This window comes from Bradyrhizobium sp. UFLA05-89 (assembly GCF_059803475.1).
This window is the reverse complement of record NZ_JBANBA010000051.1, coordinates 22,096-45,938: the sequence shown is the minus strand read 5'-3', so window position 1 is coordinate 45,938 and position 23,843 is coordinate 22,096. Positions and strand designations below refer to the sequence as shown.

Below are 23,843 nucleotides of genomic sequence, written 5' to 3'. Positions count from 1 at the left end.
GCGGAACACCCCGTCCGCCGGTCCAAAACAGTCGCGCTGGCAGGTCTCCCGGCTTGCGGAGCAGGGTATTTCCCTTCGATCCCCGCCTTCCCGATCCCATGGGATCAGTGGCTTCGGGCATCTCTCCGGTCACGGTCGCGGGGGCGGCTGCTTTTCGAACACGAATCTTGCCGATTCGAGCCCTATCGCATTCCCTCTTCGCCTGTCGTAGGACAGGAACCAACACTGGCCCACCATTTGCCCATGGCCGCCACTTGTCAAGCCGAAGGACCATTTCAGATGACGCCTGAACCGGATACCCCAGCGGTGCAAGACACCGACGCCCGGCATGCCACGAAAATGGCGAAGAAGAAGGTTGCCCGCGACAAGATCATGGCGACCAAGAGCGGCGAAAAGGGGCTGATCATCGTCCATACCGGCGCGGGCAAGGGCAAGTCCTCCTCCGCCTTCGGCATGATCGTTCGTTGCGTCGCGCATGGCTTCCCTTGCGCGGTCGTCCAGTTCATCAAGGGCGCCTGGGATACCGGCGAGCGCCGCCTGCTCACCGGGCATTTTGGCGATCTCTGCCAGTTCCACGCCATGGGCGAAGGTTTTACCTGGGAGACGCAGGACCGCGCCCGCGACATCGCCGCGGCGAAGGCCGGCTGGGAGAAGGCGAAGGAGCTGATCCTCGACCCCAATTTGCGCATGGTCGTGCTCGACGAGATCAACATCGCAATGCGCTACGACTATCTCGATATTGCCGAGGTCGTCGACTTCCTGAAAACGCAGAAGCCGCCGCTGACGCATGTCGTCCTCACCGGACGCAACGCCAAGGACGAGCTGATCGAGATCGCCGATCTCGTCACCGAGATGACGCTGGTGAAACATCCGTTCCGCTCCGGCATCAAGGCACAAGCCGGCGTCGAGTTCTGAGACTTCGATGGCGCGCGCATTGATGATCCAGGGAGCGGGCTCGGACGTGGGCAAGTCGCTCGTCGTCGCGGGCCTTGCGCGTGCCGCAAAGCGCCGCGGCCTGCGCGTGCTTCCCTTCAAGCCGCAGAACATGTCGAACAATGCGGCGGTGACCGTCGATGGCGGAGAGATCGGCCGCGCGCAGGCGCTCCAGGCGCTCGCCGCCGGCGTCGAGCCGCACACCGACATGAATCCCGTGCTGCTCAAGCCCGAGACCGATGTCGGCGCGCAAGTCATCGTCCAAGGCAAGCGCATCGCCACCGCGCGCGCCCGCGACTACGCGGCGATGAAGCCGACGCTGATGGGCGCCGTGCTCGAAAGCTTCGAACGGCTGAAGACGCGCGCCGATCTCGTGCTGGTCGAAGGCGCCGGCAGCCCGGCCGAAGTCAATCTGCGCAAGGCCGACATCGCCAATATGGGCTTTGCCCGCAAGGCTGATGTTCCGGTGGTGCTGGTCGGCGACATCGACCGCGGCGGCGTCATCGCGCAGCTCGTCGGCATCAAGACCGTGATCGATCCTGACGATGCCGCGATGATCCAGGGGTTCGTCATCAACAAGTTCCGCGGTGATCCCACGCTGTTCGACGACGGCTACCGGCTGATCCAGGACAAGACATCCTGGCGCGGCTTTGGCGTGCTGCCCTGGTTTAACCGCGCCGGCGAATTGCCGGCCGAGGATGCACTGGGATTGGGCGACGCGCGAAGGCCCGGCAGATGCAAGATCGCGTTTCTGGCGCTGTCGCGGATCGCCAATTTCGACGATCTCGATCCGCTCAAGCTCGAACCAAACGTTGACCTCGTGATGGTCCGTCCCGGCGAAGCCATCGCGGGCGACGTACAGCTCGTCATCATCCCTGGCTCGAAATCGACGCGCGGCGACCTCGCCTTCCTGCGCGCGCAAGGCTGGGACATCGATCTCCTCGCACATCACCGCCGCGGCGGGCACGTGCTGGGTGTCTGCGGCGGCTACCAGATGCTCGGCCGCAGCGTGGATGATCCCGAAGGCATCGAGGGCTCGACCGGCGCGACAGCCGGCCTCGGCCTTCTTGAGGTGACGACGGTGATGTCGCCGCAAAAAACGCTGACGCGCGTCACCGCGCGCCATGCCGGGACCAGCGAGCCGATTGACGCTTACGAGATTCACATTGGCCGCACCGATGGGCCGGATCGCGCGCGTCCCTTCGCGATGCTCGATGGTGCACCGGAGGGCGCCATCTCCAGCGATGGGCGCGTGCACGGCAGTTATCTGCATGGGCTGTTCACGTCGGACGGTTTCCGCAAGGCGTTCCTCGCGCAGCTCGATATTCCCACGACAGACCAGCCATACGGCGCAAGGGTCGAGAGCGCGCTCGACGCACTCGCCGATCACATCGAGGCCCATCTCGACGTCGAAGGCCTGCTCGCGCTGGCGCGCTGAAGGTCAACTGGAGAGCGTTGACGCAAGACGCGCCCATTCCCTCTCGTCGCCCGGCAGGCCCAGGCGCAGCCAATTCGGCTGCTGGCTGAAGACGCGCGACCAGATCCGGCCGCGCGCGAGCTTATCCTGCGCGGCAAGCGCATCACCGACATCGTACAGACGAAACAGTGGCGTGCCGCCGATCAGCCGCCATCCTTGCGCAGTCGCCATGGCATCGAGACGTGCGCAGTCTTGGCCGAGCCGCGCCGTCGTTGCGCTGGCCCATTCGCGATCGAGCAGCGCGCGCCGACCGACGGCGATCGCAGCGCCTGAGACCGGCCACGGCCCCGCCATCGCTACGAGCGTTGCAATGTCCGCTTCCGCGCCGAGCACAAAGCCAAGGCGCAAGCCTGCCAATCCGTAAAACTTGCCAAACGAGCGCAGGATCAGGAGGCCGCCCTGGCCAGCTTCGGGCGCGAGCGAGAGTTCGGGCAGCGCATCGGCAAAACTCTCATCGATCACGAGGCGACCGACGCGCGGCAAGATTGCAAGCAGATCGGCCTTGTCATGCTGCCGACCGTCGGGATTGTTGGGATTGACGACGACGGCGAGATCGGCACCAGCGAGCGCGTCGAGATTGGAGACCTCGGCAACGTCCCAGCCGACCGGAGAAAGCACCGCGGCATATTCATTGTAGGTCGGCGCGAGAATGCGCGCGCGGCCCTTGCGCGACAAACTCGGCAGACACTGGATCGCCGCCTGCGCGCCGGCCATGGCGAGCAGCGGCGCCTGCGTTGCATAGGCCTGCCGCGCGGCCTCGTGCAGCGCTTCAATCTCGGATCGCGACGGCAGCGCACGCCATGCGTGCTGTTCGATCTCGCCCACCGCGTAAGGCTGCCGATTGATGCCGGTCGACAGATCGATCCAGTCCTTGATGCGCCCGCCGAAACGCTGCATCGCGGAGTCGAGATTGCCACCATGCTCGCGCATCGCCGCCCCTCAAACCAATGCCAATGCTACGAGTAAGCCGCCCAGCAGCAGCATCGCGCGAACGTAGAGTTTCAGGCCCAACCGGATGTCAGCGCCAAGCGGATCGCGCGCGCCCGCGTTCAGCCAGGGCTCCTCGGTCACAGCGCCGTGATAGCTGCGCGGCCCGCTCAGGCGCACGCCGAGCGCACCCGCCATTGCCGCTTCCGGCCAGCCGGCATTCGGCGAGCGATGGCGATTTGCATCGCGCGACATGCAGGACAAGGGCGCCCAAGGGTGCGCCGTCACCAGCGCGAACAACAGGCCCGTCAGCCGCGCCGGAATGAAATTGGCGACGTCGTCGATGCGCGCGGCTGCCCAGCCGAACCAGAGGTGACGCTCGGAGCGATGACCGATCATGGAATCAAGCGTGTTGATCGCCTTGTAGCCAAGGATGCCGGGCAGGCCGAGCAGCGCGCCCCAAAACACCGGCGCCACGATGCCGTCGGAAGCATTCTCTGCGAGGCTCTCGAGCGCCGCACGCGCAATCCCGGCCTCATCGAGGGACGCGGGATCGCGGCCGACGATCTCTGCGACCGCAAGCCGCGCCGCGTCGATATCGCCCGACTGCAGGCGCTGCGCGACGGCAGCGACGTGATCGTGGAGCGAGCGCAGTGCGACCAGCGGCCAGGCCAGAACCCCAAGCAGGACGGCGCTCCACCCGGGAACGAGCCAGCTCTGCACGATCCAGCCGATGCCGGCGCACAACGCGATCACCAGAAGTGCGGCGGCGACGCCGGCCATGCGCCGCGCCTCGGGCGCATCTTTGGACCTGTTCCAGTTGCGATCGAGCAGAGCGATCAACCTGCCGATCCAGGTCACGGGATGGCCGATCCGCGCGAACAATGCGGCGGGCCATCCCCAGATGGCATCCACAGTCATCGCTACCGCCATCGCACCGGCAAATCCCACGTCACATCTCCTCGCATGCCCTGATGCGCAAGATTTGGGTCACAGCGCAAGCCCCTCCTCGCCGATTTCGGCTTTGTCTTTGCACCCGTTTGGTGGTTAGTGCGGGTCAGAACGGGAGGTTTCATGGCGGTTGTCCTGATCACGGGAGGGGCGAGGTCCGGGAAAAGCCGTCGCGCCGAGGCGCGCGTCCGCAGCTTTCCCGGCCGGCCCGTCTACATCGCGACCGCGGAGGCGCTCGATGCGGAGATGGCGGAGCGGATCGCGCACCATCGCGCCCGCCGCGGCGACGAGTGGATCGAGCGCGAGACGCCGCTCGATCTCGTGGCGGCGCTCGATGCGACCGACGGCGGCGGGGCACGGCTCGTCGACTGCCTGACGCTGTGGCTCTCCAACCTGCTCCATGCCGGCCGCGACTGGTCGAACGAGGCAGCGCTGCTCGCCGCTGCACTTCGCAGGCAACAGAGCCCGGTGATCCTCGTGACCAACGAGGTCGGCCTCGGCATCGTGCCCGACAATGCGCTGGCGCGCAGGTTTCGCGATGCCGCAGGCCTGCTGAACCAGGCGGTTGCCGAAGTCGCCGACGAGGTCGAGCTCGTGGTTTCGGGCCTGCCGATGAAGGTCAAGTGAAGCTATGACCAACCGCACGCAACTCACCGCCATCGTCACGGATTTGCGGATCGGCGTGTCGCTCGCCACCATCCTGCCGCTCGGCCCGTCGACGCCGGTCGGCGATGGCGACATTGCGCGTGCGGGCTGGACACTGCCGGTCGCGGGATTGCTGATCGGTCTCCTCAGTGCCGGCGTGTACGGAAGCGCACATGCGCTCGGCGTGACGCCCGGTCCCGCCGCGATGCTGGCGCTTGCGAGCACGATCATCATCACCGGAGCACTGCACGAGGACGGGCTCGCGGACGCCGCCGACGGTCTCGGTGGTTCGACGCGCGCGCGAAAACTCGAGATCATGCGCGACAGCCGGATCGGCAGTTTTGGCGTGTGCGCGCTCATTGTCTCGCTAACACTGCGCTGGAGCGCTCTCGCCGCCATCGCCGCCCCGCGCTCGATCCTCATCGCTCTATTGCTAGCGCATGTCGCCGCGCGCGCAGGCCTGCCGCTGTTCATGGCGCTGGTGCCGCCGGCGCGAACGGATGGATTGTCCGCGGGCGCCGGCCGGCCCGCAGGGCCAAACGCCGCCATTGCGCTCGGCCTCGGTGCCATCGTACTCGCGATCGGCTTTGGGCCGGGCAAGGCAATCCTGGCCGTGATCCTCCTCGCCTTTCTCGGCCTGCTGATCGCCTGGCTCGCGATCAGGCAGCTCGGGGGACAGACCGGTGATATACTCGGTGCTTACGAGCAAGTCGCCGAGACCGCCATCCTGCTGATGGCCGCCTCGCTGTTTCATGCGGCCGCCTGATGATGGTCTCTTTTGACGACGATTTCCGCCGGCAATTGCGCGAGCTCTTCGTCTGGCGGCGCGACGTGCGGCGCTTCCGGAGAGACCCGCTGCCCGAGGGCACGCTGGAGCGGCTGATCGACATCGCGTGTCTCTCGCCATCGGTCGGGCTCAGCCAGCCCTGGCGCTTCGTGATCGTCGAGGATCCGGCGCGGCGCGGCGCCATCATCGACGACTTCAAGATCTGCAACGCGGACGCGCTCAAAACCTATTCCGGCGAGCGCGCCGCGCGCTATGCCGCCCTCAAGCTCGCCGGCCTCGAAGAGGCACCCGGACATCTGGCGGTGTTTTCAGAAAAAACGTGCGAGACCGGGCACGGCCTCGGCCGCGCGACGATGCCGGAGACCCTCGACTATTCAGTCGTCGCCGCAATCGTCTCGGCCTGGCTCGCTGCGCGCGCCGACGGCATCGGCATCGGCTGGGTGTCGATCCTTAACCCCGCCCGCGTGCGCGAGATTCTCGACGTGCCCGTCAACTGGAAATTCATCGGCTATCTCTGCATCGGCTATCCCGAGGCCGAGCTCGATCGTCCCGAGCTCGAGCGGGTCGACTGGGAACACCGGCGGCCGTCGACGGACGTCACGATCCGGCGCTGAGGCGCTCTGTCACGGCAGATTGTCCCGCAAGAAGATATCGATGCGGATACGCTCCTGGTCAGCACTGATCGGCTCGCCCGAGCAATGCGCGAGCAACACGCGCGCGGCGGAGCGCGCCTCGTGGCCGGGATCCTGGTTGATGATCGCATCGATGGTGCCGCGCACCAGAAAGCGCCCCGTGAACTGGGTGAGCTCGTGGGCGATCCAGACCACATCGCGGGCACGACCCGAGGCTTCCAACGCCTCCGCGATGCCGCGATTGCCCGCTCCGCAGGAGTAGATGCCAAGCAGATCGGACCGTCGCGACAAGAGCTCTGTGGTCAGTACGCGCGTGCGCTTGCTGTCGTCGCGCCCCTCCAGCACCGGCAGCACAACCAGATCCGGATATTCGCTCGTCAGAATCTGGTGGAAGCCAAATTGTCGCTCGGTGTGATCGCGTAGCGACAGCGAGCCGGCGATGACGGCCACGCTGCCTGTGCGTCCCGAAAGGAAGCGTCCCATCAGGGTCGCAGCCGTGCGACCGGCGGCCGGATTGTCGATACCGACATAGTGCAGGCGCCGCGCGCTCGGCGCGTCCGAGACCAGCGTCACCACGGCAACCCCGCGGGCCGCGAGATCGTCGATCGCAGCACGCACGCGCGGATGATCGAGCGCGATGACGGCGACACCGTGATAGGCCGTCGACAGCTCTTCCAGGGTGCGGGCCAGCACGTCCGGGTCGAACACGTCGACGTGCAGGATATCGATGAATCCGCGCTGGCTCGCGAGCCATTCAGCCGTACGTTGCACTTGCTCGGTCAGGTTGGTCATGAAGCTGTTGCTGCCGGTCGGCAGCACGAAGGCGAAGCGGAACGTCTGGCCACGAGCGAGCCGGGCGGCGGCGACATCGGCGCGATAGCCAAGCTTTGCGACCGCCGCCTCCACGCGCGCCACAGTTTTGGCACGCACGCCTTCGCGACGGTTGACGACCCGATCGACAGTTGCGAGCGACACTCCGGCCATGCGCGCGACGTCTTCCAGCGTCGCGCGCATGGCCGATTGCGTCTCGCCGCCCGTCATCCGCGCGCGGCCCACAGCATGCCGCGGATCATCATGGTCCTGATCTCGGGCACGTCCAGTTCATAGGCGCGGTGGCCGAGCGAGGAATAAAACACCCTGCCCTCGCCATAGCGCTTCTTCCAGACCACGGGCATCACCACGCCCTCGATCCAGGGCGCGTGCTCGCCGGAAAACGTCGTCGTGGCCAGCACTTCGTTGGCGGGGTCGACATGCATGTAGTACTGCTCGGATCGATGCTCAAAGCTCTTCAGACCCTTCATGATGGGGTCATCCGGCTTCGTCAAGTCCACCCTGTAGTCGATGATGTTGCCGGGATGGGCAACCCACTGGCCGCCGCAGAGGAATTGATAATCGACGGACTCCCGGAAGGCGTCGCACATGCCGCCATGATGACCCGCGAGTCCGACGCCGCCGCGCACGGCCGCGCAGAGGTTGAGCGCCTCCGGCTTCTCGATCTTCGACATGGTGTAGATCGGAATGATCAGCGAGAGGTCGTGGATCGCGGGATCGGCGAACGCCGCCGTCGTGGTCTCGATACGGACCTCGAAGCCTTCCTGCTTCAGCCAGCCTCGTATCATCGAGGCGCACAGATCAGGATCGTGTCCCGGCCAGCCACCCCATACAATCATTGCCTTGCGCATTGTCATGATCCTCAGTCGATCTGTCCGGTCTCACGCCCGGCCGGCAACATCGCCGGCCGCTCGACGCGGCTCTCGATTTTGACGCGGCGTCCCTCATCGGCGGAGGCCTGGAACGCTTCCATCGCCTCCAGCACGTGGAAAGCGAGCGCGCCGCTGGCGCGGTGCGGCCGGTTGGTGACGATTGCGGTTGCCATATCGGCGACGCCGATCGAGCGGAATTCGCCTTCGACATGGCCATGGGTCAGCGGCACGGCCTCCCACTCGCCGCCGGTCTTCGCCACCTGCACCTCGCCGCCGAAGCGGTTGGGATCGGGGACCAGCATGCTGCCCTTGTCGCCATAGATCTCGATCGGCGCATGTCGGTGCTTCGGCACGTCAAAGCTCATGGCGATCGAGACCACCGCGCCGCTTTCAAATTCAAGCGTGCCGGCCACGTGGGTTGCGACCTCGACAGGGATCATCTGGCCGTTCATCGGCTGGCTGGTCACGAGACGCTCGGATCTCGGCCGCGCGGTCGAGCCCATCACGCTCGCGACGGGACCGAGCAGTTGCACGAGGTCGGTGATATAATATGGCCCCATGTCCAGCATCGGCCCGCCGCCGCGCAAATAGTAGAAGCCCGGCGCCGGATGCCAGCGTTCGTGGCCAGGGCACATGAAGAATGCGCTGCCCGCGACCGGCGTGCCGATGGCGCCGTCGTCGATCAGCTTCCGCGCCGTCTGGTGGCCGCCGCCGAGGAAGGTGTCCGGCGCGCAGCCAACACGCAGGTTCTTTTGCGCGGCGAGATCCATCACCTTGCACGCCTCGGCGACATTGACGCCCAGCGGCTTCTCGGAATGAACGTGCTTGCCCGCGTTCAGGACCGCGAGGCTGACGTCGGTGTGGGCGAGCGGCACCGTGAGATTGACCACGATCTCGATATCGTCGCGCTTGAGCAACTGGTCCACGCGCATCGCGGGCAGGCCGAACTCGGCCCCCCGTTTTTCCGCCGCATCGCTGCGCATGTCGGCGAGCGCGCGAATGTCGAGGACCGGGAAGCCCTGCGCTGCCTTGAGGTACGCGGTGCTGATATTGCCGCAACCGATGATGCCGATGCCGACTTTTCTCATTCTTGTCTCCGTGAGGTGTCGTTCATCCCTTGACTGCGCCCGCGGTGAGACCGGCGACGATGTGCTTCTGCGCCAAGAGGAAGAGGATGATCGTCGGCAGGATGGTCAATGTGATGAAGGCGAGGATCAGGTGCCACTCCGACGAATATTCGCCCTGGTAAACCATGATGCCGAGCGGCCAGGGATAAAGCGCATCGGTGTTGAGCATCACCAACGGCAACAGATAGGCGTTCCAGCTATTGACGAAGGTGATGGTGCCGACGGTGGCCAGGATCGGCCGCGACAGCGGCAGCGTCACGTAGCGGAAGAATTTGATGTAGCTGCAACCATCGACCAGCGCCGCCTCGAGCAGCTCGTAGGGGATGTCCTTGAAGAAACGCCTGAGCAGCAGGATGCTCATGGCGAGGCTGAAGGCGACCTGCGGCAGCACGACGCCGAGATAGGTATCGAGCAGCCCGAGATCCCGCACCTTGATGAACAGCGGCAGCACGGCGGTTGCGGCCGGAAACAATAGTCCCAGCGTCAAGTAGCTCAGCAGCATCGAGCTGCCGAAGAACCGGACATGGGCGAAGGTGAATGCCGCCATCGACGCGACGATCAGAGTGAGCGTCACCGTCAGCGTCGAGATGATGAGTGAATTGCGCAGGAGCTGCCAGTAGCGCTGCGAGAACAGGATGTCGGCGTAGTTCTGCCATTCCCAGTGCCGCGGCAGACCGAACGGATTGACGCGCAATTCGCCGAGCGTCTTGAAGCCGCCGAGCACGGTCGCGAGCAGCGGCATCGCGACGAAGATCGCGACGAGAGCAAGGAACATCGCCTTGTACAGCACGGCGGGATCGAACGGCGCGCGGGTGACCTCGACGTTACTCATCGCGCATGAACCATCGCTTGTAGGTGAAGGCGAAGGTGACACAGATCATGAACAGGATGACACCGATGGCGCTGCCATAGCCGACCCGCATGCGCGAGATGCCGTTGTTGTAGAGGAAGCTCACCATCGTATTCGAGGAATCCGCCGGCCCCCCACGCGTCAACGGCATCACCAGGTCGAATAGCTGCAACGACCCTATGATGGCGAAGAATACCGAGAGACGAATGGTCGGATAGAGCAAGGGAATCACGACGTGGCGCAGCGTCTGCGAGCGCGTTGCGCCGTCGATGCGCGCCGCCTCGATCAGGCTCCTGTCGAGGCTCTGCAGCGCGGCGATGAACAGCATCATGTGGAAGCCAAAATACTTCCAGACGATCACGATGAGCACCGCCAGCATCGCGGTGTCGGTCGAGGCGAGCAGATGCGGCGCTTCGCTACCGAAGGCGCGCCAGATCGAGGCGACGAGGCCGTAATCACCGTCATAAACGAACGAGAAGATCAGCCCGGTGGCGATCTCGGCCAGGATGTAAGGCATGAAGAACAGCATGCGCAGCGCGACCGCGCCGCGAAAGCGTTCGGCGAGCATGAGCGCGAGGGTCAGCGCCAGCGGCAACTGGACGAGCAGCGAGACCGCGATGATCAGGCCGTTGTTGCGCAGCGCGAGCCAGAAGGCGCGCGTCTGGAGCACGAAGCGGTAATTGTCGAGCCCGATCCAGTTGGTCGGCCGGCCAAAACCGTTCCAGGTGAAGGTGGAATACCAGGCCGCCTCCCCGATCGGCACCACGACGAACAGGGTGAACAGCAGCAGCGCCGGCGGAAGGAACAGCACGAGCACGGTGAGCCGGCCGTCCCAGCTCGGACCGCGCACCGCGATCGGCGATGGTGCGGGCTCAACCACACCCATCGCCGGCGAAGTCGCCATCCGCCGCGCCACGGTCAGTTGCCCTGCTTCCAGGCTGCCTCGATCGCTTTGGCCGCATCCTGCGGGCTCATGCTGCCGCCGGCAATCTCCGCCGCGACGTCGTTGACGACGCGACCGACGGAAGGACCGAGGCTCTGGTCATAGAAGTTCTGGTGGTAGTTCGATTTCGCAAGATTGTCCGCGATGCGCTTCATGAAGGCGTTGTTGAGCCCGGCATCGGCGCCCTTCACCACGGGAATGATGTAATTGCCGGCGGCAAGGCGCGTCTGCACGTCCTTGGAGACGAAGTATTTGAGGAAGTCGACCGCCTCTTTCGGCGAGCCCTTGGTGACGAGCCAGCCGGTGATACCGCCGAGCGTGTCTGATGGCGCGCCCTTGCCACCGGTCACCACCGGGAAATCGAACCAGCCGATCTTGTCTTCACCGAGGCCCACCTTGTCGGCGGCAAGCGCGCGCTGCAGGTGATAGACGGTGCTGATGGCGAGCGTCATCGCCGCCTTGCCGTCGCCGAAATAGCCCACGGCTTGCGGATTCTTGAAGCCGAGGAAGCCGTTCTGGAACGGCTGGAGGTCCACGAGCTGCTTGAACAGTTCGCCGGATTTCTGGAATGTCTCGCCGGCAAAGCCGCCGTTTTCGCCGCGCAGCGCGGCATCGAAGGCCGGCTTGCCGCCGATCCGCACCGCAAGGTGCGTCCAGTAGAAATGCAGCGGCCATTTGTCGGCGCCGCCGACGACGATCGGCGTCACGCCCGCGGCTTTCAGCGTTTTCACCGCTGCGAGCAGATCGTCCCAGGTCTTGATGGCGGCTGGATCGACATTTGCCTTCGCCATCAACTCCTTGTTGTAGAGGAAGCCGACCTGCGACAGCGCCGTCGGCAAGCCGTAGACGCGGCCATCCCTGCTGAAGGCGGCAAGCGCCGCAGGCGTCAGCGTGTCGGAATAACCCTTCACCTGGTCGGTGATGTCGTCGAGGACATCGGCCTCGATCTGTGTCTTCAACACGCCGCCCGCCCAGCTATAGATGATGTTGGGCCGGTCCTTGGACTGAAGAATGGTCGGAAGCTTCGCCTTGTACGCCTCGTTCTCGAGGAACTGCATCTCGATCTTGACGCCGGGATGCGAGGCCTCATAGGCCCGCGCCACCTCTTCCCAGATCTTGACCTGCGCGGGATTGACCTCGATGTGGAGCCATTTCACCGTGGTGTCGGCCATCGCCGCGCCTTGCGCGAGCAGCCATGCGGTAGCAGCGAGTCCCAGTTTCCTGAGCAGCCTCATCAGCATTCCTCCCGACTATTGGTTTTGGTCTTGCTTATGTCGTTGCGGCAATGCTGCCCTCATTTTTTGAGGTACGCAACTAAAATTCTGATCTATGCACCTCACCGGTCATGTGGCTAAGGTTCCGACGAGTAGTTTTGCCGGGCAAGCATTGCCCGGACACCAGTATTGGGAGGACATCGTGGCCGCCATTTATCCGGACCTTGCAGACAAGGTCGTTCTCGTCACGGGCGGCGCGTCCGGCATCGGCGAAGCGATCGTGCGGCGCTTTGCGCAGCAAAAATCCGTCGTCGTGTTCTTCGATATCAAGGCGGATGACGGCACGCGGCTGGCACGCGAGCTGTCAGACCAAGGCCTCGCGGCGCATTTCCACCACGTCGACCTCACCGATATCGCGGCCTTGCGGACCGGCATCGCGGAGGCCCGCAAGGCCCACGGCCCGATCAACATCCTCGTCAACAACGCCGCGCATGACGAGCGGCATCCGACCGAGGAGGTGACGCCGGAATATTGGGACGACCGCATCGCCGTGAACCTGAAGCATCAGTTCTTCGCGGCGCAGGCGGTCCTGCCGGACATGAAGGCGGCGAGCGCCGGCGCCATCATCAATTTCGGCTCGGTCTCCTGGATGGCGGGACAAGGCGGCATGGCCGCCTACACCGCCAGCAAATCCGGCGTGATCGGCCTCACCCGCTCGCTCGCGCGCGACTACGGCCCCTACAACATCCGCGTCAACGCGATCGCGCCCGGCTGGATCATGACCGAGCGTCAGGTCACGAAATGGCTGACCCCGGAAGGCGTGGAAGAGCTGATGCGCCGCCAGTGCCTGAAACGCAAGCTGATGCCGGACGAGATCGCGAAGGTGACGCTGTTCCTCGCCTCCGATGAGGCTTCGGCGTGCACGTCGCAGCACTACGTCGTCGACGGCGGCTGGGTCTGACGCCGCGCGTCAACCTCACTCCGCGTTCGCGCGCTCCAGCGGCGCGGCCGCGACGTTCGCCTGCGGCCGCGCCTTTGCGGTCGTCGTGCGGCGGCGCTGCATGAGATACTGGTCGCCGAGCACGCCGATCAGGATCACCGTCCCCATAACGGCGAAATTCAGCGAGCTCGGAATGCCCAGGAGATTGACGAGATTCTGCAGCACCTGAAGCAGCACGGTGCCGAGCACGACGCCGATGATCGAGCCCTCGCCGCCGCGCAAGGAGCAGCCGCCGAGCACCGCGGCGGCTATCGCGTAGAGCTCGTAGAAGGAGCCGTGCACCGCCGGCGAGATCGATCGGGTGTACATCGCAATCAGGATCGCGGCGAACGCGGTCAGCCCGCCACAGATGATGTAGGCTGAAACAACGACGCGATCGGAGCGGATGCCGGAATAGCGCGCCGCTTCCTCGTTCTTGCCGACGGCGTAGAGATAGCGGCCGAACACGGAACGGTGCAGCAGCACCCAGGCGACCGCAGCGACGATGAACAGCGCGACCACGCTGTGCGGCAAGGGAAAGCCCAGCACATTGGTGCGTCCCGCGGTCAGCCATTCCAGCGTCGGAAAGCTCGCGCCGAAGCCGAAGCCGGCGGTCGCGTCCTCGGTGTAGTAGCGCGCGGCGCCGCGATAGATCAGAAGTCCGCAGAGCGTCACCACGAAAGGCTGGATGTGCATCCTGGTGACGAGCGTGCCGTGTACGAGGCCGATCGCGAGCCCGCCGGCGATGATTGCCGCAAAGGCCAGCATCCAGTTGACGTCGTGATTGACGATGAGGTCGATGAAGAGCACACCGAGCAGCGCGATGACCGAGCCGACCGACAGCTCGATGCCGCCGATGATGATGACGAACGCTTCCGCGATAGAGAAGATGCCGAACATCCCGACCTGGTTGGCGGTATTGGAGAGATTGCCGACCAGCAGGAAGCGCGGGTTGATGAAGGTGACGACCGCGCCGACCACGAGGATCAGGACCAAAAGGCTCAGATCTTTCTTGTTCAAGGGCCCCTCGCCTCAGATTGTGTGGCCGACTGCCAGTTGCAGCACATTGTGCTCGCTGAACTGGCTGCGATCAAGGAAACCGGAGATCGCGCCCTCATGCATGACCGCGATCCGGTCGCTCACCCCGATCACCTCCTCCATGTCGCTGGAGATCATCAGGACCGCGACGCCCGCATCGGTCAGGCGGCGCAGCATGTCATAGATCTCCTGCTTGGCGCCGACGTCGATGCCGCGCGTCGGCTCGTCGAAGATCAAGACTTTCGGCCGCATCGACAGCCATTTGGCGAGCACGACCTTCTGCTGGTTGCCGCCGGACAGCGAGCCCACGGCGGTTTCGACGTCAGGCGCGCGGATCTTGAGGCGCTCGCGCTGGCGGCGGGCGTTCTCGGTCTCGCGCGCGGTGTTCACGAGCCAGAGCCGCAAGTAGGACGACAGATCCGGCAGCGAGATGTTTTCGGCGATCGAGAAGTCGAGCAGGAGGCCGGAGCTCTTGCGGTCCTCCGGGACGAGATAGATGCCGTGCTCGATCGCGGCACGGGGACTGGAAATGCGGATCGGCGTGCCCTCCAGCCTGATCGCGCCGCCGCGCAAGGGATCGACGCCGAAAATGGCCCGCGCGAGTTCCGTGCGCCCCGATCCGACGAGGCCCGCAAGCCCCAAAATCTCGCCGCGGCGCACCGACAGGCTGACGGCGCGCTCTGGATATGTGTCGGTAACGACTTCGACGATGTCGAGCACGGCCTTGCCGGGAGGAGCTGCCGGCGGAACGTACAGCGATTTGAGGTCGCGCCCGATCATCAGGCGGATCATCGCGGCCGGCGACAGCTCTGCGCGGGTCAGCGCGCCGACCATCCGCCCGTCGCGCAGCACCACCGCGCGATCGGCGCACTGCATCACCTCGTTGAGGCGGTGTGTGATGAAGATGATGCTGACGCCGTCAGCCTTGAGGCCCGCGATGACCCGCATCAAGCGGTCCGTCTCGGTGAGCGTCAGGCTCGAGGTGGGCTCGTCCATGATGACGAGGCGCGCGTCGAGCGAGAGCGCCTTCATGATCTCGACGAGCTGGCGCTGGGCGAGCGACAGCTCGGCGAGTGGCGCGTCGGGTTCGAAGTCGGCGCCGAGCCGTTCCAGCAACGGCCGCACCTTCGCATAGAGCGCCTGCCGATCGATCAGCCTGAGCGGCCCGCCATGGACCGGCTCGCGACCGATGAAGACGTTGCCGGCGACGTCGAGATTGTCGAAGAGATTGAGCTCCTGGTGGACAAAGGCGATGCCGGCCTGGATCGCCTCCGCCACGGTGAACGAGCCCCGCTCGACGCCGTCAACCCGGATGAGGCCGCCACTCGGCTCGACGACGCCGCCGAGCACGCGCATCAAGGTCGACTTGCCCGCGCCGTTCTCGCCGATCAGCGCGATCACCTCGCCCGGCGCGACCTTGAGGTCGACGTGGTCGAGGGCGACCACGCCGGGATAGGTCTTGCTGATGTCGACCAATTCGAGGAACGGCTCAGGCATTGGCGGCTGCGAGCAGCGCTGACACCCCTACTTCTTGAGCATCGCTTTCATCGATGCCATGAAGTCGTCGACATTCGCCTTGTCGATGACCTTGCCGGGAACGATGATGATGCCGTTTGCCGGAATGCCCGACTTGTCGCCCCCGATGTAGGCGGCCATCAGCTTCATGCCCTGATAGCCCCACTCGAACGGCTGCTGGACGACGGTGCCGGCGATGCTGCCTTCCTTGACGCCGCCGAGTGTGATCGGATCCTCGTCAAAGCCGATGATCTGGATCTTGCCGAGCTTACCGGCCTCCTTGAGCACCTCGTAGATGCGCGGCGTGTTGTAGGAGTAGAAGCCGACGAGGCAGCTCACGTCGGGCATCGCGGCGAGGATGTCCTCGACGTTGCGCTTGGCGCGGGTCTGGTCGATCTCGTCGCCGCGAACGTCCACGAGCTCGACCTTCGAGCCCTTGATCGTTTCCTTGACGCCCTCGATGCGCTCGCGGGCATTGTCGGCGCCGGGCAGACCGACGAAGCCGACGCACTTGCCGCCGCTCGGCAGCGCCTTCAGCATCAGCTTGCCGGCTTCCTTGCCGAGATCGGTGTTCGACGAACCGATATAGGCCACGCGCTTGGAGGCCGGCGCGTCGCTGTCGGTCGTGAACAGCACCGTCTGCGAAGCGACCTTGTTCAATTGCTCGGTCTGGTTCTTGGGATCGACCGCGCTGACCATGATGCCGGCAGCACCTGCCGCGACGAGGTCGTCCATCACCCGCTGCTGCACGGCGGCCGCGGCCTGCTCCGGATATTTGAACTGAAGCTCGAAATTGGGCAGTTCGCCCTGCGCCTTCTTGACGCCGGCTTCGGCGATTTTCCAGAAGTCGGACGCGCCGTTCACGACGAAGGCCAGAACCTTCTTGTCCGCCGCGTTGGCCGAGCCGAGACCCAGCGCGACCGCGAACGCAACGGAGACACCTGCAACCAAGAGACGCTTCATTCATCCCTCCCTTTTAAGCGGTCGACCGTCGATCGCGGCCAACTCTTCATGTCATTTACGCAAGCCACCCTGTTTCTCCCCACCACTGGACCAACGAAGCGCCGCTCCGGATCAACGGAAGTCGCGGGCGCCGTCGGCTCCAGCCTGCAAGGAAGAAAAAAATGAGGCACGCACCTCAAACGTACCAGAATCCCTCCGGGCGCGCAACCGAGGGCGCATTCGCTTCGGTTGGGCAGGCAAGTCAACCCGGCGCCCGAAGCCTGGATGGAGCGCAGCGCAATCCAGGTTTGCCCCGCGGGCTGCGATCCCGGATCACGCTTCGCTTACCCCGGGCTACGATTTCTACTTTGCATGGGGTTGTTTTCGCTAAATGAGAAATCACGTGCGCCGCCGGCGCCAATCCCACCGACGCCCGGGCATTTCCACCGCTCAAATTTCACATTGACAGAATTCGGAATTATGGCATCCTGCAGTCTCGTCTCCTGCCAAAACGCGGGCGTCTCGACGGATGGCCGCAAAGAAACTCCCGTTAGGCTCTCACGCCCGGTAGCTGCGAACGAGCATTCACAGGCACGATCCCTCACCATTTGTGATCACCGCGCTTTCACGCTATTCACACCGGCTGGAACAGGCCATCGTGCAGTCTATTTCATGACCGGGCAGTCCGCGCATCCCCTCGCCCCGGTGGCGGTCGACCGCCGAAACTTCATTCGCCTCGCCGGTGCATCGGCCGCGGGATGGCTTGCGCTCGCCGCATCGCCGGACCGGGTCCGCGTCGTCGCCTCCCTGATCGGATTGCCGCTCGGAGACCCCCTGACGAACCGGAGTGCACCGGAGAGCGCTGCCTCGCGACTGAGCGCTCTGATCCAGGGAATGACCGAGCGCGGATGGGTGGAAGGCGTCAATGTCCGCTACGAGACGCGTTCGAGCTTCGGCGGCCCAGCGCAGCAGGAAGCTGCGATCCGGGAAATCCTCGCACTCAAGCCGGACGTAATCCTGACCTCGTCGACGATCGAGACCGCAGCTCTGACGGCGGCCACCAAGACGATCCCGATCGTGTTCGCCACCGCCAACGATCCCGTCGGCAATGGCTTCGTCGAGAGTCTCGCGAGACCCGGCGGCAACGTCACCGGCTTCACCAACGGCACCGCCGAAATGGGCGGCAAATGGCTTCAGCTCCTGCGGGAAGCAGCTCCCGCCATCGCGCGCGTCGGTGTGCTCTTCAATCCTGCGACCGCTCCGCGCGCCGGGCGTTTCTTTCTCGACTCGATCGAATCCGAAGCCGCGTCCTTGGGCGTGACCGTCACGCCGTTGCCGGTCAACGACACAACCGGCATAGACCAGGCCATTCGCGGCTATGCCGGTGCGCCCCCGGGCGGGATGATCGCGCTCGTCGACCCCTTCCTCGTCATCAACCGGCGCACCATCGTCAACGCCGCCGCGCAGCACCGCGTCCCGGTGATCTATCCGTTTCACTATTTCATCGACGTCGGCGGGCTGATGAGCTACGGCGCTTCTCTCGAGGTGCGCTCGGCGGATTATGTCAACCTCATCCTGCGCGGGACCAAAGCGGGCGACCTTCCGGTGCAGTCGCCGCGCAAATACGAGCTTCTGATCAATCGCAAGGCCGCTGACGCTTTGGGGCTGAAGCTGCCGGCCACATTGCTCGCACGCGCCGACGAGATCCGCGAGTGAGCGAGCCGGCCGACCACGACACCTCGCGCGCGCCTCCGAGCCGGCTGTTCCGCAAATATCTCTATTCGTTCGTCGCGCTCGCCTTCGCGGCGCTCGCCGTCAACACTGCGCTCGAGGTCTGGTTCTCCTACCGCGAGCAGAAGCGGCTCCTCGCGGCAACCCAGCGCGAACAGGCCGCATCGGCTGCGATCCAGATCGGCCAGTTCATCGGTCAGATCGAGAGCCAGCTCAAATGGCTCTCGCGCCTGCCGCCGGATCTGTCGGCACAGGAGGATGAGCGGCTGAACGCCATCCGTCTCTTGCGCCTCTCACCCGCCATCGCCGAGATCGCAACGCTCGATGCCCGCGGACGCGAGCAGGTCCGCGTCTCACGCCGCCTCGCCGACAAGGTCAGCAGCCAGGCCGATCTTGCGGCCTCGCCAGCTTTTCTCGGCGCCAGGGCTAGCGGCATCTACTACGGACCGGTCTACTTCTTCGGTGATACCGAGCCGTTCATGACGCTTGCCGTTCTCGGCGGCGGAAACGATCCGCAAGTCACGGTCGCCGAGGTCAATCTGCGCTTCATCTGGGATCTCGTCGCCAGGATCAAGGTCGGCAGCACCGGCAAGGCCTATGTCGTCGATCGCGAGGGACAGTTGATCGCACATCCGGACTTGTGGCCGGCGCTGCGCCACACCGATCTTTCCAATCGTCCCGACGTCCAGGCGGCACTTGCCGGCACCCCGCCCGCCGCGGGAGGATTCGTCAAGGATGACCTGGCGCAGCGGCGCGTGTTGTCGACCTACGCAACGGTCCCTCCGCTCGGCTGGCTCGTCTTCGTCGAGCTGCCGATCAGCGAAGCCTATGCGCCGATTTACGCCTCGATCGGGCGCTCGACATTCCTGCTGGTCGCCCTGCTCGCATTCGCCGTTCTGGCAGCGTTCCTGCTCAGCCGGCGCATGACCGTCCCCATCCAGATGCTGACGCAGGGCGCAAAGCGGATCGGCAGCGGAGATCTCTCTTTGCGCCTCGCCATCAACACCAATGACGAGCTGGAGGCGCTCGGCGACCAGTTCAACGTGATGGCCGCGCATCTGCGCGATTCCTATGCGACGCTGGAGCGGAAGGTCGCCGAACGCACGGCTGAGCTGGAAAAGGCCCGTGATCATGCGCTCGCCGAGCACGATGCCGCTGAGCGCGCGCGCAGCGCCGCCGTTGAGGCCAACGAGACCAAGTCGCGCTTCCTGGCCATAGTCAGCCATGAGCTCCGTACGCCGCTCAACGGCGTCATGGGCGTGTTGCAACTGCTCGACGATGGGATCCTGAACGAGACGCAGCGGCGACACCTCACGACCGCGGCCGGATCTGGTGAAACCCTGATCGCATTGGTGGATGCGATCCTTGAATATGCCCGGCTTGAAGCGAGCACGGAAGCACTGGAGACCCGCGACTTCCGCCTCGACCAGCTTATCCAGACGGCCGCCGACCTGATGCGTCCGCAGGCGGTGGCGAAGGGGCTGACATTCGACCTCTCCTGCGATGCGAGCCTCAATGCGCATGTGCATGGCGATCCGGTGCGGCTCAATCGCGTGCTGCTCAATCTCATCGGCAACGCCGTCAAGTTCACCGCGAAGGGCAGCATCACGCTCAGGGCCGCGCTCACGCAGCGACAGGATGCCCCGCTGCTCCGCGTCGCCGTCGCCGATACCGGTATCGGCATCGTCTCCGACATGCACGAGCGGGTCTTCGAGGATTTCGTGCAGGCCGACGACAGTATTGCGCGACGCTTCGGCGGCACCGGGCTAGGGCTTGCGATCGCCCGCCGCCTGACGCGACTGATGGGCGGGGACGTGACGCTGGAAAGCACGCCGGGCTCCGGGAGCGTGTTCCACCTCGCAGTCCCGCTCGCACTTGCCGAGCCCGAGACCTCCCAGGGGGGGCCGCGCGCGCCATCGCGCGCGCTGCGCGTACTGCTGGTCGACGACGATCCCGTCAATTGCGAGATCGGCGAAGCCATGCTCGGCCGGCTCGGGCACCATGCCGTGATTGCCACAGACGGCGCGTCGGCGGTCGAGCAGGTCCGCCGCGCGGCGTTCGATGTCGTCCTGATGGACCTGCACATGCCCGACATGGACGGCGTGGAGGCTGCGGCGCGCATCCGGGAGCTTCGATTGCAGCAGATGCCGCGCATCATTGCGGTGACCGCGGACGTGTCGCGGAATGCGCGCGAGCGCCTCGCCGGTGCCGGGATCAGCAAGATCGTCGGCAAGCCAATCCTGATCAAGAACCTGCGCCACGCGCTCGAAGACGATTTGCAAGAGGGATCGGAGACAGCCCGGCTGGCCGCAGGCACGCTGATCGACGAGCGTTTCCTGAGCGATCAGAAGGAGCTGCTGGGCGCGCAGCAGATCGCTGCGCTCTGCGAACTGCTCGAAGAGACGAGTGAGACGCTGGTTGCAGACATCATGCGGGCCGTAGCCGCGGATGATCGCGTGCAGCTTGCGAAATCCGCGCACCGGCTCGGCAGCGCCGCCAGCGCGCTTGGCCTCGTCCGCCTGTTCGAAGCCTGCAACGCGATCGAGCTTGCGGCCGCATCGATGTCGATTGGGGAGTGCCGGATCGCAGCCCTTGAGCTGGACACGCTCCGGCAGGCATCCCTGCAAGCGCTGGCTGGCCTGATCCGCGCCGAAGAAAGGCGCGCGCCTGCACCGGAGTCCTGGCGGCCCAAAAAGAGGCCCGCCAACCAGGGCGGGCAGGATTTCTAAGGGAGGAAGCGCCCTGACAAGGGAGCGCTATGCAATCTCGGCGATTCGATTGGAAACGGTAAGATCGTATAACTACTGTCATCTGCGTCTGCCTTCTACTAGCGGGCTGACCGCAGGACCATCGCGACAGCCACGCAGGCCGGATCGGTTCCGCGGGCGTAACAGGGGATTTTCATGAGTTTTTCCAGCGTGTTCGCGCGCATCGTCGCGCTGATCGGCGGAGCTGCGCTCGTCTGGCGGCGGATGTCGGAAACCCAGCCACAACCGGCCTGGGGCGGAGCACCGCAGATTCCGGAAGCCAAGCCGCAAGGCGCCATCCCGACGCTGAAGATGCCGACCGCGCGTGGCTGGCGCGATGGCGAGACGCCGGTCGCCGCGCCCGGACTGAAGGTCAACGCATACGCGAGCGGGCTCGACCACCCGCGCTGGATCAACGTGATGCCGAATGGCGACGTGCTGATCGCCGAGGCAACGCAGATAGCGGGTCCGCCGAGGAGCGTGTTTCACTATGCGATGCAGGCGACGATGCGGCGCGCCGCCGCGCTCGGCATCAGCGCCAACCGCATCACGCGGCTGCGTGATGCGGACGGCGACGGCGTCGCAGAGCAGCGTGGAACGTTCATGGATGGACTGAGCCAGCCGTTCGGCATGGCGCTCATCGGCGACACCTTCTATGTCGGCAACACCGACGGCGTGGTCGCGTTTCCCTATGTCGCGGGCGCGGAAAGCATCAAGGCTTCTGGACGCACGCTCGTCACTTTCAAGCCGGCCGGACACTGGACGCGCAGCCTGTTGCCGAGCGCGGACGGCAGGAAACTCTATGCGGGCGTCGGCTCGCTGAGCAACATCGCCGAGACGGGCATGGAGGTCGAGGAAGGCCGCGCCGCGGTCTATGAGCTCGATCTTGCAAGCGGTGCAAGCCGCATCTTCGCCGGCGGCCTGCGCAATCCTGTCGGCCTTGCCTTTGAGCCGAACACCGGCGCGCTCTGGACCGTCGTCAACGAGCGTGACGGGCTTGGTGACGAGACCCCGCCAGATTACCTGACCTCGGTGCGCGACGGCGGCTTTTACGGCTGGCCCTATTGCTATTGGGGCCAGACCGTTGACGACCGCGTGCCGCAGGATGCAGCCATGGTCGCAAAGGCGATCACGCCGGATTATGCGCTCGGCGGACACACCGCCTCGCTCGGGCTCTGCTGGATGCCAGCCGGCACCTTGCCCGGCTTCCCCGACGGCATGGTGATCGGCCAGCACGGCTCCTGGAATCGCTCGACGTTGAGCGGCTACAAGGTCGTGTTCGTGCCGTTCGAGAACGGCAAACCCTCTGGTCCTGCACGGGACATCCTGTCGGGATTCCTCGCACCCGACGAGAAGGAGTCCTATGGCCGGCCGGTCGGCGTCGCGCTCGGGCCTGACGGCTCGCTGCTGGTGGCCGACGACGTCGGCAACGTCATCTGGCGCGTGACGGGCGCGTAAGCACGCTCACGTCCCGACGCTGAGCGTGGCGCGCTGCTTGCGCAACAGGGCGATCACGGACAACGCCGTGATCATGCCGGTCTTGGGGTTCTCCGAGGGAATGTTTTCAGTTCCCATCGAGAAGCGCGCGGAATCCGCCTCCACCTCGATGCGATGCACGTTGCGCGTCACGGTCGGATCGGCCCAGATCTCGACCATGGTGCGATCGGGGCCGATGCCCGCCAGCGACAGCGCGACCGCGACGTTGAGATTGGCCGGAAAGCCCTTGGCCGCCTCCCGCGCGGTGCCCGCGAACAGTCTGAGCGGCTCGCGCAAATTGTCGATGTCGATGCCGTTCTGCACGATGAACGGCGCACCCTTCAAACCGTCGATCGGCTTACGCGTGACCATCCTGACCGAATGGATGGTGCCGACGGCTGCCGCGTTGACCGCATCGAGCCCGATCAGCGCACCCGTCGGCACGATGATGCGGCCGCCATGGGTCTTGGCGAGATCGATGAGGTCGGAATTGTCCAACAGCGCGCCGACGCTGACGACGACCGCCGCCTTCCCTCGCCTCACCACGGGCTCGACGATGCTGCGCAACAGATGGCTCGGCGCGCACTCGACGACGATATCGGCCACCTCGGCGAGCTGCTCGATGGGCATGATGGCTGCCGGCTGGTGCAGGCCGCTCAGAAATGGGCGATGCTTGTCGGGATCGCGTGCGGCGATCGCCGTCAGGACGAGGCCCTCGATGCCGCGATCGAGCTCGGCGGCGATCTTCGTGCCGATCGAGCCCAATCCCGCGATCGCAACCCGCAGCTCCTTCCGATGATCGGCCATGCGCACCTCTCCTTCGCAAGGCCTTTCATAGCTCAGGCGTCAGGTGTGCGCAAAGCCGCTTCGTCCGCGGTCAGCTCACTGCTCGAAGGTGCGCACGCCGTGAATGCCGGCATCGGTGCGGATCATCCGCCCCTTCTTGCCGTCGGACGTGACGAAGATATCCCAATGCGCGGTGCCGCCGGGCTGGCCGTCCATGATCATGGCACCGGTGCAATCAGCGTTGATGGTATATGTGCCCTGAAGCGTCTCGCGCGCCGCGCTGTTCGTCTGGCGGATCGAGGTCTGCTTGCCCGAGAACCTGCCGCCGCCATCGAAATTGAAAACCCCGTAGTGCACGTTGGTGCCCCGTCCGTCGAAGACATAGGCGCCCTGAAGCTTGTCCACCGTGCACCCCGCCGCGTAGGTCGGAGAGACCGAAG

At 65.2% G+C, this 23,843-nt stretch carries 22 protein-coding genes and 1 riboswitch; of the genes, 9 read left to right on the top strand and 13 right to left on the bottom strand.

Annotated elements, in window-relative coordinates:
- Positions 1-21: 21 nt before the first annotated feature.
- Positions 22-239, bottom strand: a riboswitch (cobalamin riboswitch).
- Positions 240-279: 40 nt separating this feature from the next.
- Both cobO and SO139_RS24800 read left to right on the top strand, forming a co-directional pair.
- Positions 280-915, top strand: a complete 636-nt coding sequence (gene cobO / locus SO139_RS24805) for a cob(I)yrinic acid a,c-diamide adenosyltransferase (protein ID WP_449377409.1) — start codon at positions 280-282, stop codon at positions 913-915.
- Between the two features lie 7 nt (positions 916-922).
- Positions 923-2,371: a cobyric acid synthase gene (locus SO139_RS24800; protein WP_449377410.1), complete on the top strand. Its 1,449-nt coding sequence runs from the start codon at positions 923-925 to the stop codon at positions 2,369-2,371.
- A gap of 3 nt (positions 2,372-2,374) precedes the next feature.
- On the opposite strand, the gene cobD is transcribed toward SO139_RS24800, so the two are convergent.
- On the bottom strand, positions 2,375-3,340 hold the full coding sequence (cobD, locus tag SO139_RS24795; RefSeq protein WP_449377411.1) for a threonine-phosphate decarboxylase CobD: 966 nt from the start codon (positions 3,338-3,340) through the stop codon (positions 2,375-2,377).
- Between the two features lie 9 nt (positions 3,341-3,349).
- Positions 3,350-4,288 carry an adenosylcobinamide-phosphate synthase CbiB gene (cbiB, locus tag SO139_RS24790; protein WP_449377412.1) on the bottom strand — a complete coding sequence of 313 codons (939 nt, stop codon included), beginning with the start codon at positions 4,286-4,288 and terminating at the stop codon, positions 3,350-3,352.
- 123 nt (positions 4,289-4,411) lie between these two features.
- Between cbiB and cobU the strand changes: the two genes are divergently transcribed.
- The 3 genes from cobU to bluB are packed head-to-tail and all read left to right on the top strand — an operon-like array spanning position 4,412 to position 6,334.
- Positions 4,412-4,915 carry a bifunctional adenosylcobinamide kinase/adenosylcobinamide-phosphate guanylyltransferase gene (gene cobU / locus SO139_RS24785; protein ID WP_449377413.1) on the top strand — a complete coding sequence of 168 codons (504 nt, stop codon included), beginning with the start codon at positions 4,412-4,414 and terminating at the stop codon, positions 4,913-4,915.
- A gap of 4 nt (positions 4,916-4,919) precedes the next feature.
- Positions 4,920-5,699, top strand: coding sequence for an adenosylcobinamide-GDP ribazoletransferase (gene cobS, locus SO139_RS24780; protein WP_449377414.1), 780 nt, complete (start codon positions 4,920-4,922; stop codon positions 5,697-5,699).
- Between the two features lie 2 nt (positions 5,700-5,701).
- Positions 5,702-6,334: a 5,6-dimethylbenzimidazole synthase gene (gene bluB, locus SO139_RS24775; RefSeq protein ID WP_449377426.1), complete on the top strand. Its 633-nt coding sequence runs from the start codon at positions 5,702-5,704 to the stop codon at positions 6,332-6,334.
- Positions 6,335-6,343: 9 nt separating this feature from the next.
- Here the strand turns inward: bluB and SO139_RS24770 are convergent, their stop codons facing one another.
- Genes SO139_RS24770 through SO139_RS24745 form a run of 6 tightly spaced genes read right to left on the bottom strand, consistent with a single transcriptional unit; the run spans position 6,344 to position 12,210 of the window.
- A complete protein-coding gene (locus SO139_RS24770; protein ID WP_474797136.1) occupies positions 6,344-7,393 on the bottom strand; it encodes a LacI family DNA-binding transcriptional regulator in 1,050 nt (349 codons plus the stop codon).
- Positions 7,390-8,034, bottom strand: a complete 645-nt coding sequence (locus SO139_RS24765; protein ID WP_027521114.1) for a ThuA domain-containing protein — start codon at positions 8,032-8,034, stop codon at positions 7,390-7,392. Before SO139_RS24765 ends, SO139_RS24770 begins: the two co-directional genes overlap by 4 nt.
- A gap of 11 nt (positions 8,035-8,045) precedes the next feature.
- Positions 8,046-9,143 carry a Gfo/Idh/MocA family protein gene (locus tag SO139_RS24760; RefSeq protein WP_449384607.1) on the bottom strand — a complete coding sequence of 366 codons (1,098 nt, stop codon included), beginning with the start codon at positions 9,141-9,143 and terminating at the stop codon, positions 8,046-8,048.
- A 22-nt stretch (positions 9,144-9,165) separates the two neighbouring features.
- On the bottom strand, positions 9,166-10,014 hold the full coding sequence (locus SO139_RS24755; protein WP_449384606.1) for a carbohydrate ABC transporter permease: 849 nt from the start codon (positions 10,012-10,014) through the stop codon (positions 9,166-9,168).
- On the bottom strand, positions 10,007-10,948 hold the full coding sequence (locus SO139_RS24750) for a carbohydrate ABC transporter permease (protein ID WP_449384605.1): 942 nt from the start codon (positions 10,946-10,948) through the stop codon (positions 10,007-10,009). The genes SO139_RS24755 and SO139_RS24750 overlap by 8 nt, the downstream gene beginning before the upstream one ends.
- A 2-nt stretch (positions 10,949-10,950) precedes the next feature.
- Positions 10,951-12,210: an ABC transporter substrate-binding protein gene (locus SO139_RS24745; RefSeq protein WP_449384604.1), complete on the bottom strand. Its 1,260-nt coding sequence runs from the start codon at positions 12,208-12,210 to the stop codon at positions 10,951-10,953.
- Positions 12,211-12,391: 181 nt separating this feature from the next.
- Here SO139_RS24745 and SO139_RS24740 point away from each other — a divergent pair, with 181 nt between their 5' ends.
- A complete protein-coding gene (locus tag SO139_RS24740) occupies positions 12,392-13,150 on the top strand; it encodes an SDR family NAD(P)-dependent oxidoreductase (protein WP_449384603.1) in 759 nt (252 codons plus the stop codon).
- 15 nt (positions 13,151-13,165) lie between these two features.
- Here SO139_RS24740 and SO139_RS24735 read toward each other — a convergent pair whose 3' ends face one another.
- From SO139_RS24735 to SO139_RS24725, 3 genes are read right to left on the bottom strand one after another with little or no spacing between them, the layout of a single operon-like run.
- Positions 13,166-14,188: an ABC transporter permease gene (locus SO139_RS24735; protein ID WP_474797131.1), complete on the bottom strand. Its 1,023-nt coding sequence runs from the start codon at positions 14,186-14,188 to the stop codon at positions 13,166-13,168.
- Between the two features lie 12 nt (positions 14,189-14,200).
- Entirely contained in the window at positions 14,201-15,703 is a 1,503-nt protein-coding gene (locus SO139_RS24730) for a sugar ABC transporter ATP-binding protein (RefSeq protein ID WP_449378393.1), read from the bottom strand.
- 27 nt (positions 15,704-15,730) lie between these two features.
- Positions 15,731-16,684, bottom strand: coding sequence for a sugar-binding protein (locus SO139_RS24725; protein WP_449378392.1), 954 nt, complete (start codon positions 16,682-16,684; stop codon positions 15,731-15,733).
- A 651-nt stretch (positions 16,685-17,335) separates the two neighbouring features.
- Here SO139_RS24725 and SO139_RS24720 point away from each other — a divergent pair.
- The 3 genes from SO139_RS24720 to SO139_RS24710 all read left to right on the top strand — a co-directional run bounded on the left by SO139_RS24720 (position 17,336) and on the right by SO139_RS24710 (position 22,599).
- Positions 17,336-18,379 (top strand): ABC transporter substrate-binding protein, encoded by a 1,044-nt coding sequence (locus SO139_RS24720; protein ID WP_449378391.1) that lies wholly within the window; start codon positions 17,336-17,338, stop codon positions 18,377-18,379.
- Positions 18,376-21,123: a hybrid sensor histidine kinase/response regulator gene (locus tag SO139_RS24715; protein WP_498540711.1), complete on the top strand. Its 2,748-nt coding sequence runs from the start codon at positions 18,376-18,378 to the stop codon at positions 21,121-21,123. Before SO139_RS24720 ends, SO139_RS24715 begins: the two co-directional genes overlap by 4 nt.
- Positions 21,124-21,297: 174 nt before the next feature.
- Complete coding sequence (locus SO139_RS24710) at positions 21,298-22,599, top strand: PQQ-dependent sugar dehydrogenase (protein WP_449378389.1); 1,302 nt, start codon at positions 21,298-21,300, stop codon at positions 22,597-22,599.
- Between the two features lie 6 nt (positions 22,600-22,605).
- On the opposite strand, the gene SO139_RS24705 is transcribed toward SO139_RS24710, so the two are convergent.
- Both SO139_RS24705 and SO139_RS24700 read right to left on the bottom strand, forming a co-directional pair.
- Complete coding sequence (locus SO139_RS24705) at positions 22,606-23,424, bottom strand: aspartate dehydrogenase (protein WP_449378388.1); 819 nt, start codon at positions 23,422-23,424, stop codon at positions 22,606-22,608.
- A 75-nt stretch (positions 23,425-23,499) separates the two neighbouring features.
- On the bottom strand, positions 23,500-23,808 hold the full coding sequence (locus SO139_RS24700) for a hypothetical protein (RefSeq protein WP_449378387.1): 309 nt from the start codon (positions 23,806-23,808) through the stop codon (positions 23,500-23,502).
- Between the last annotated feature and the right edge of the window lie 35 nt (positions 23,809-23,843).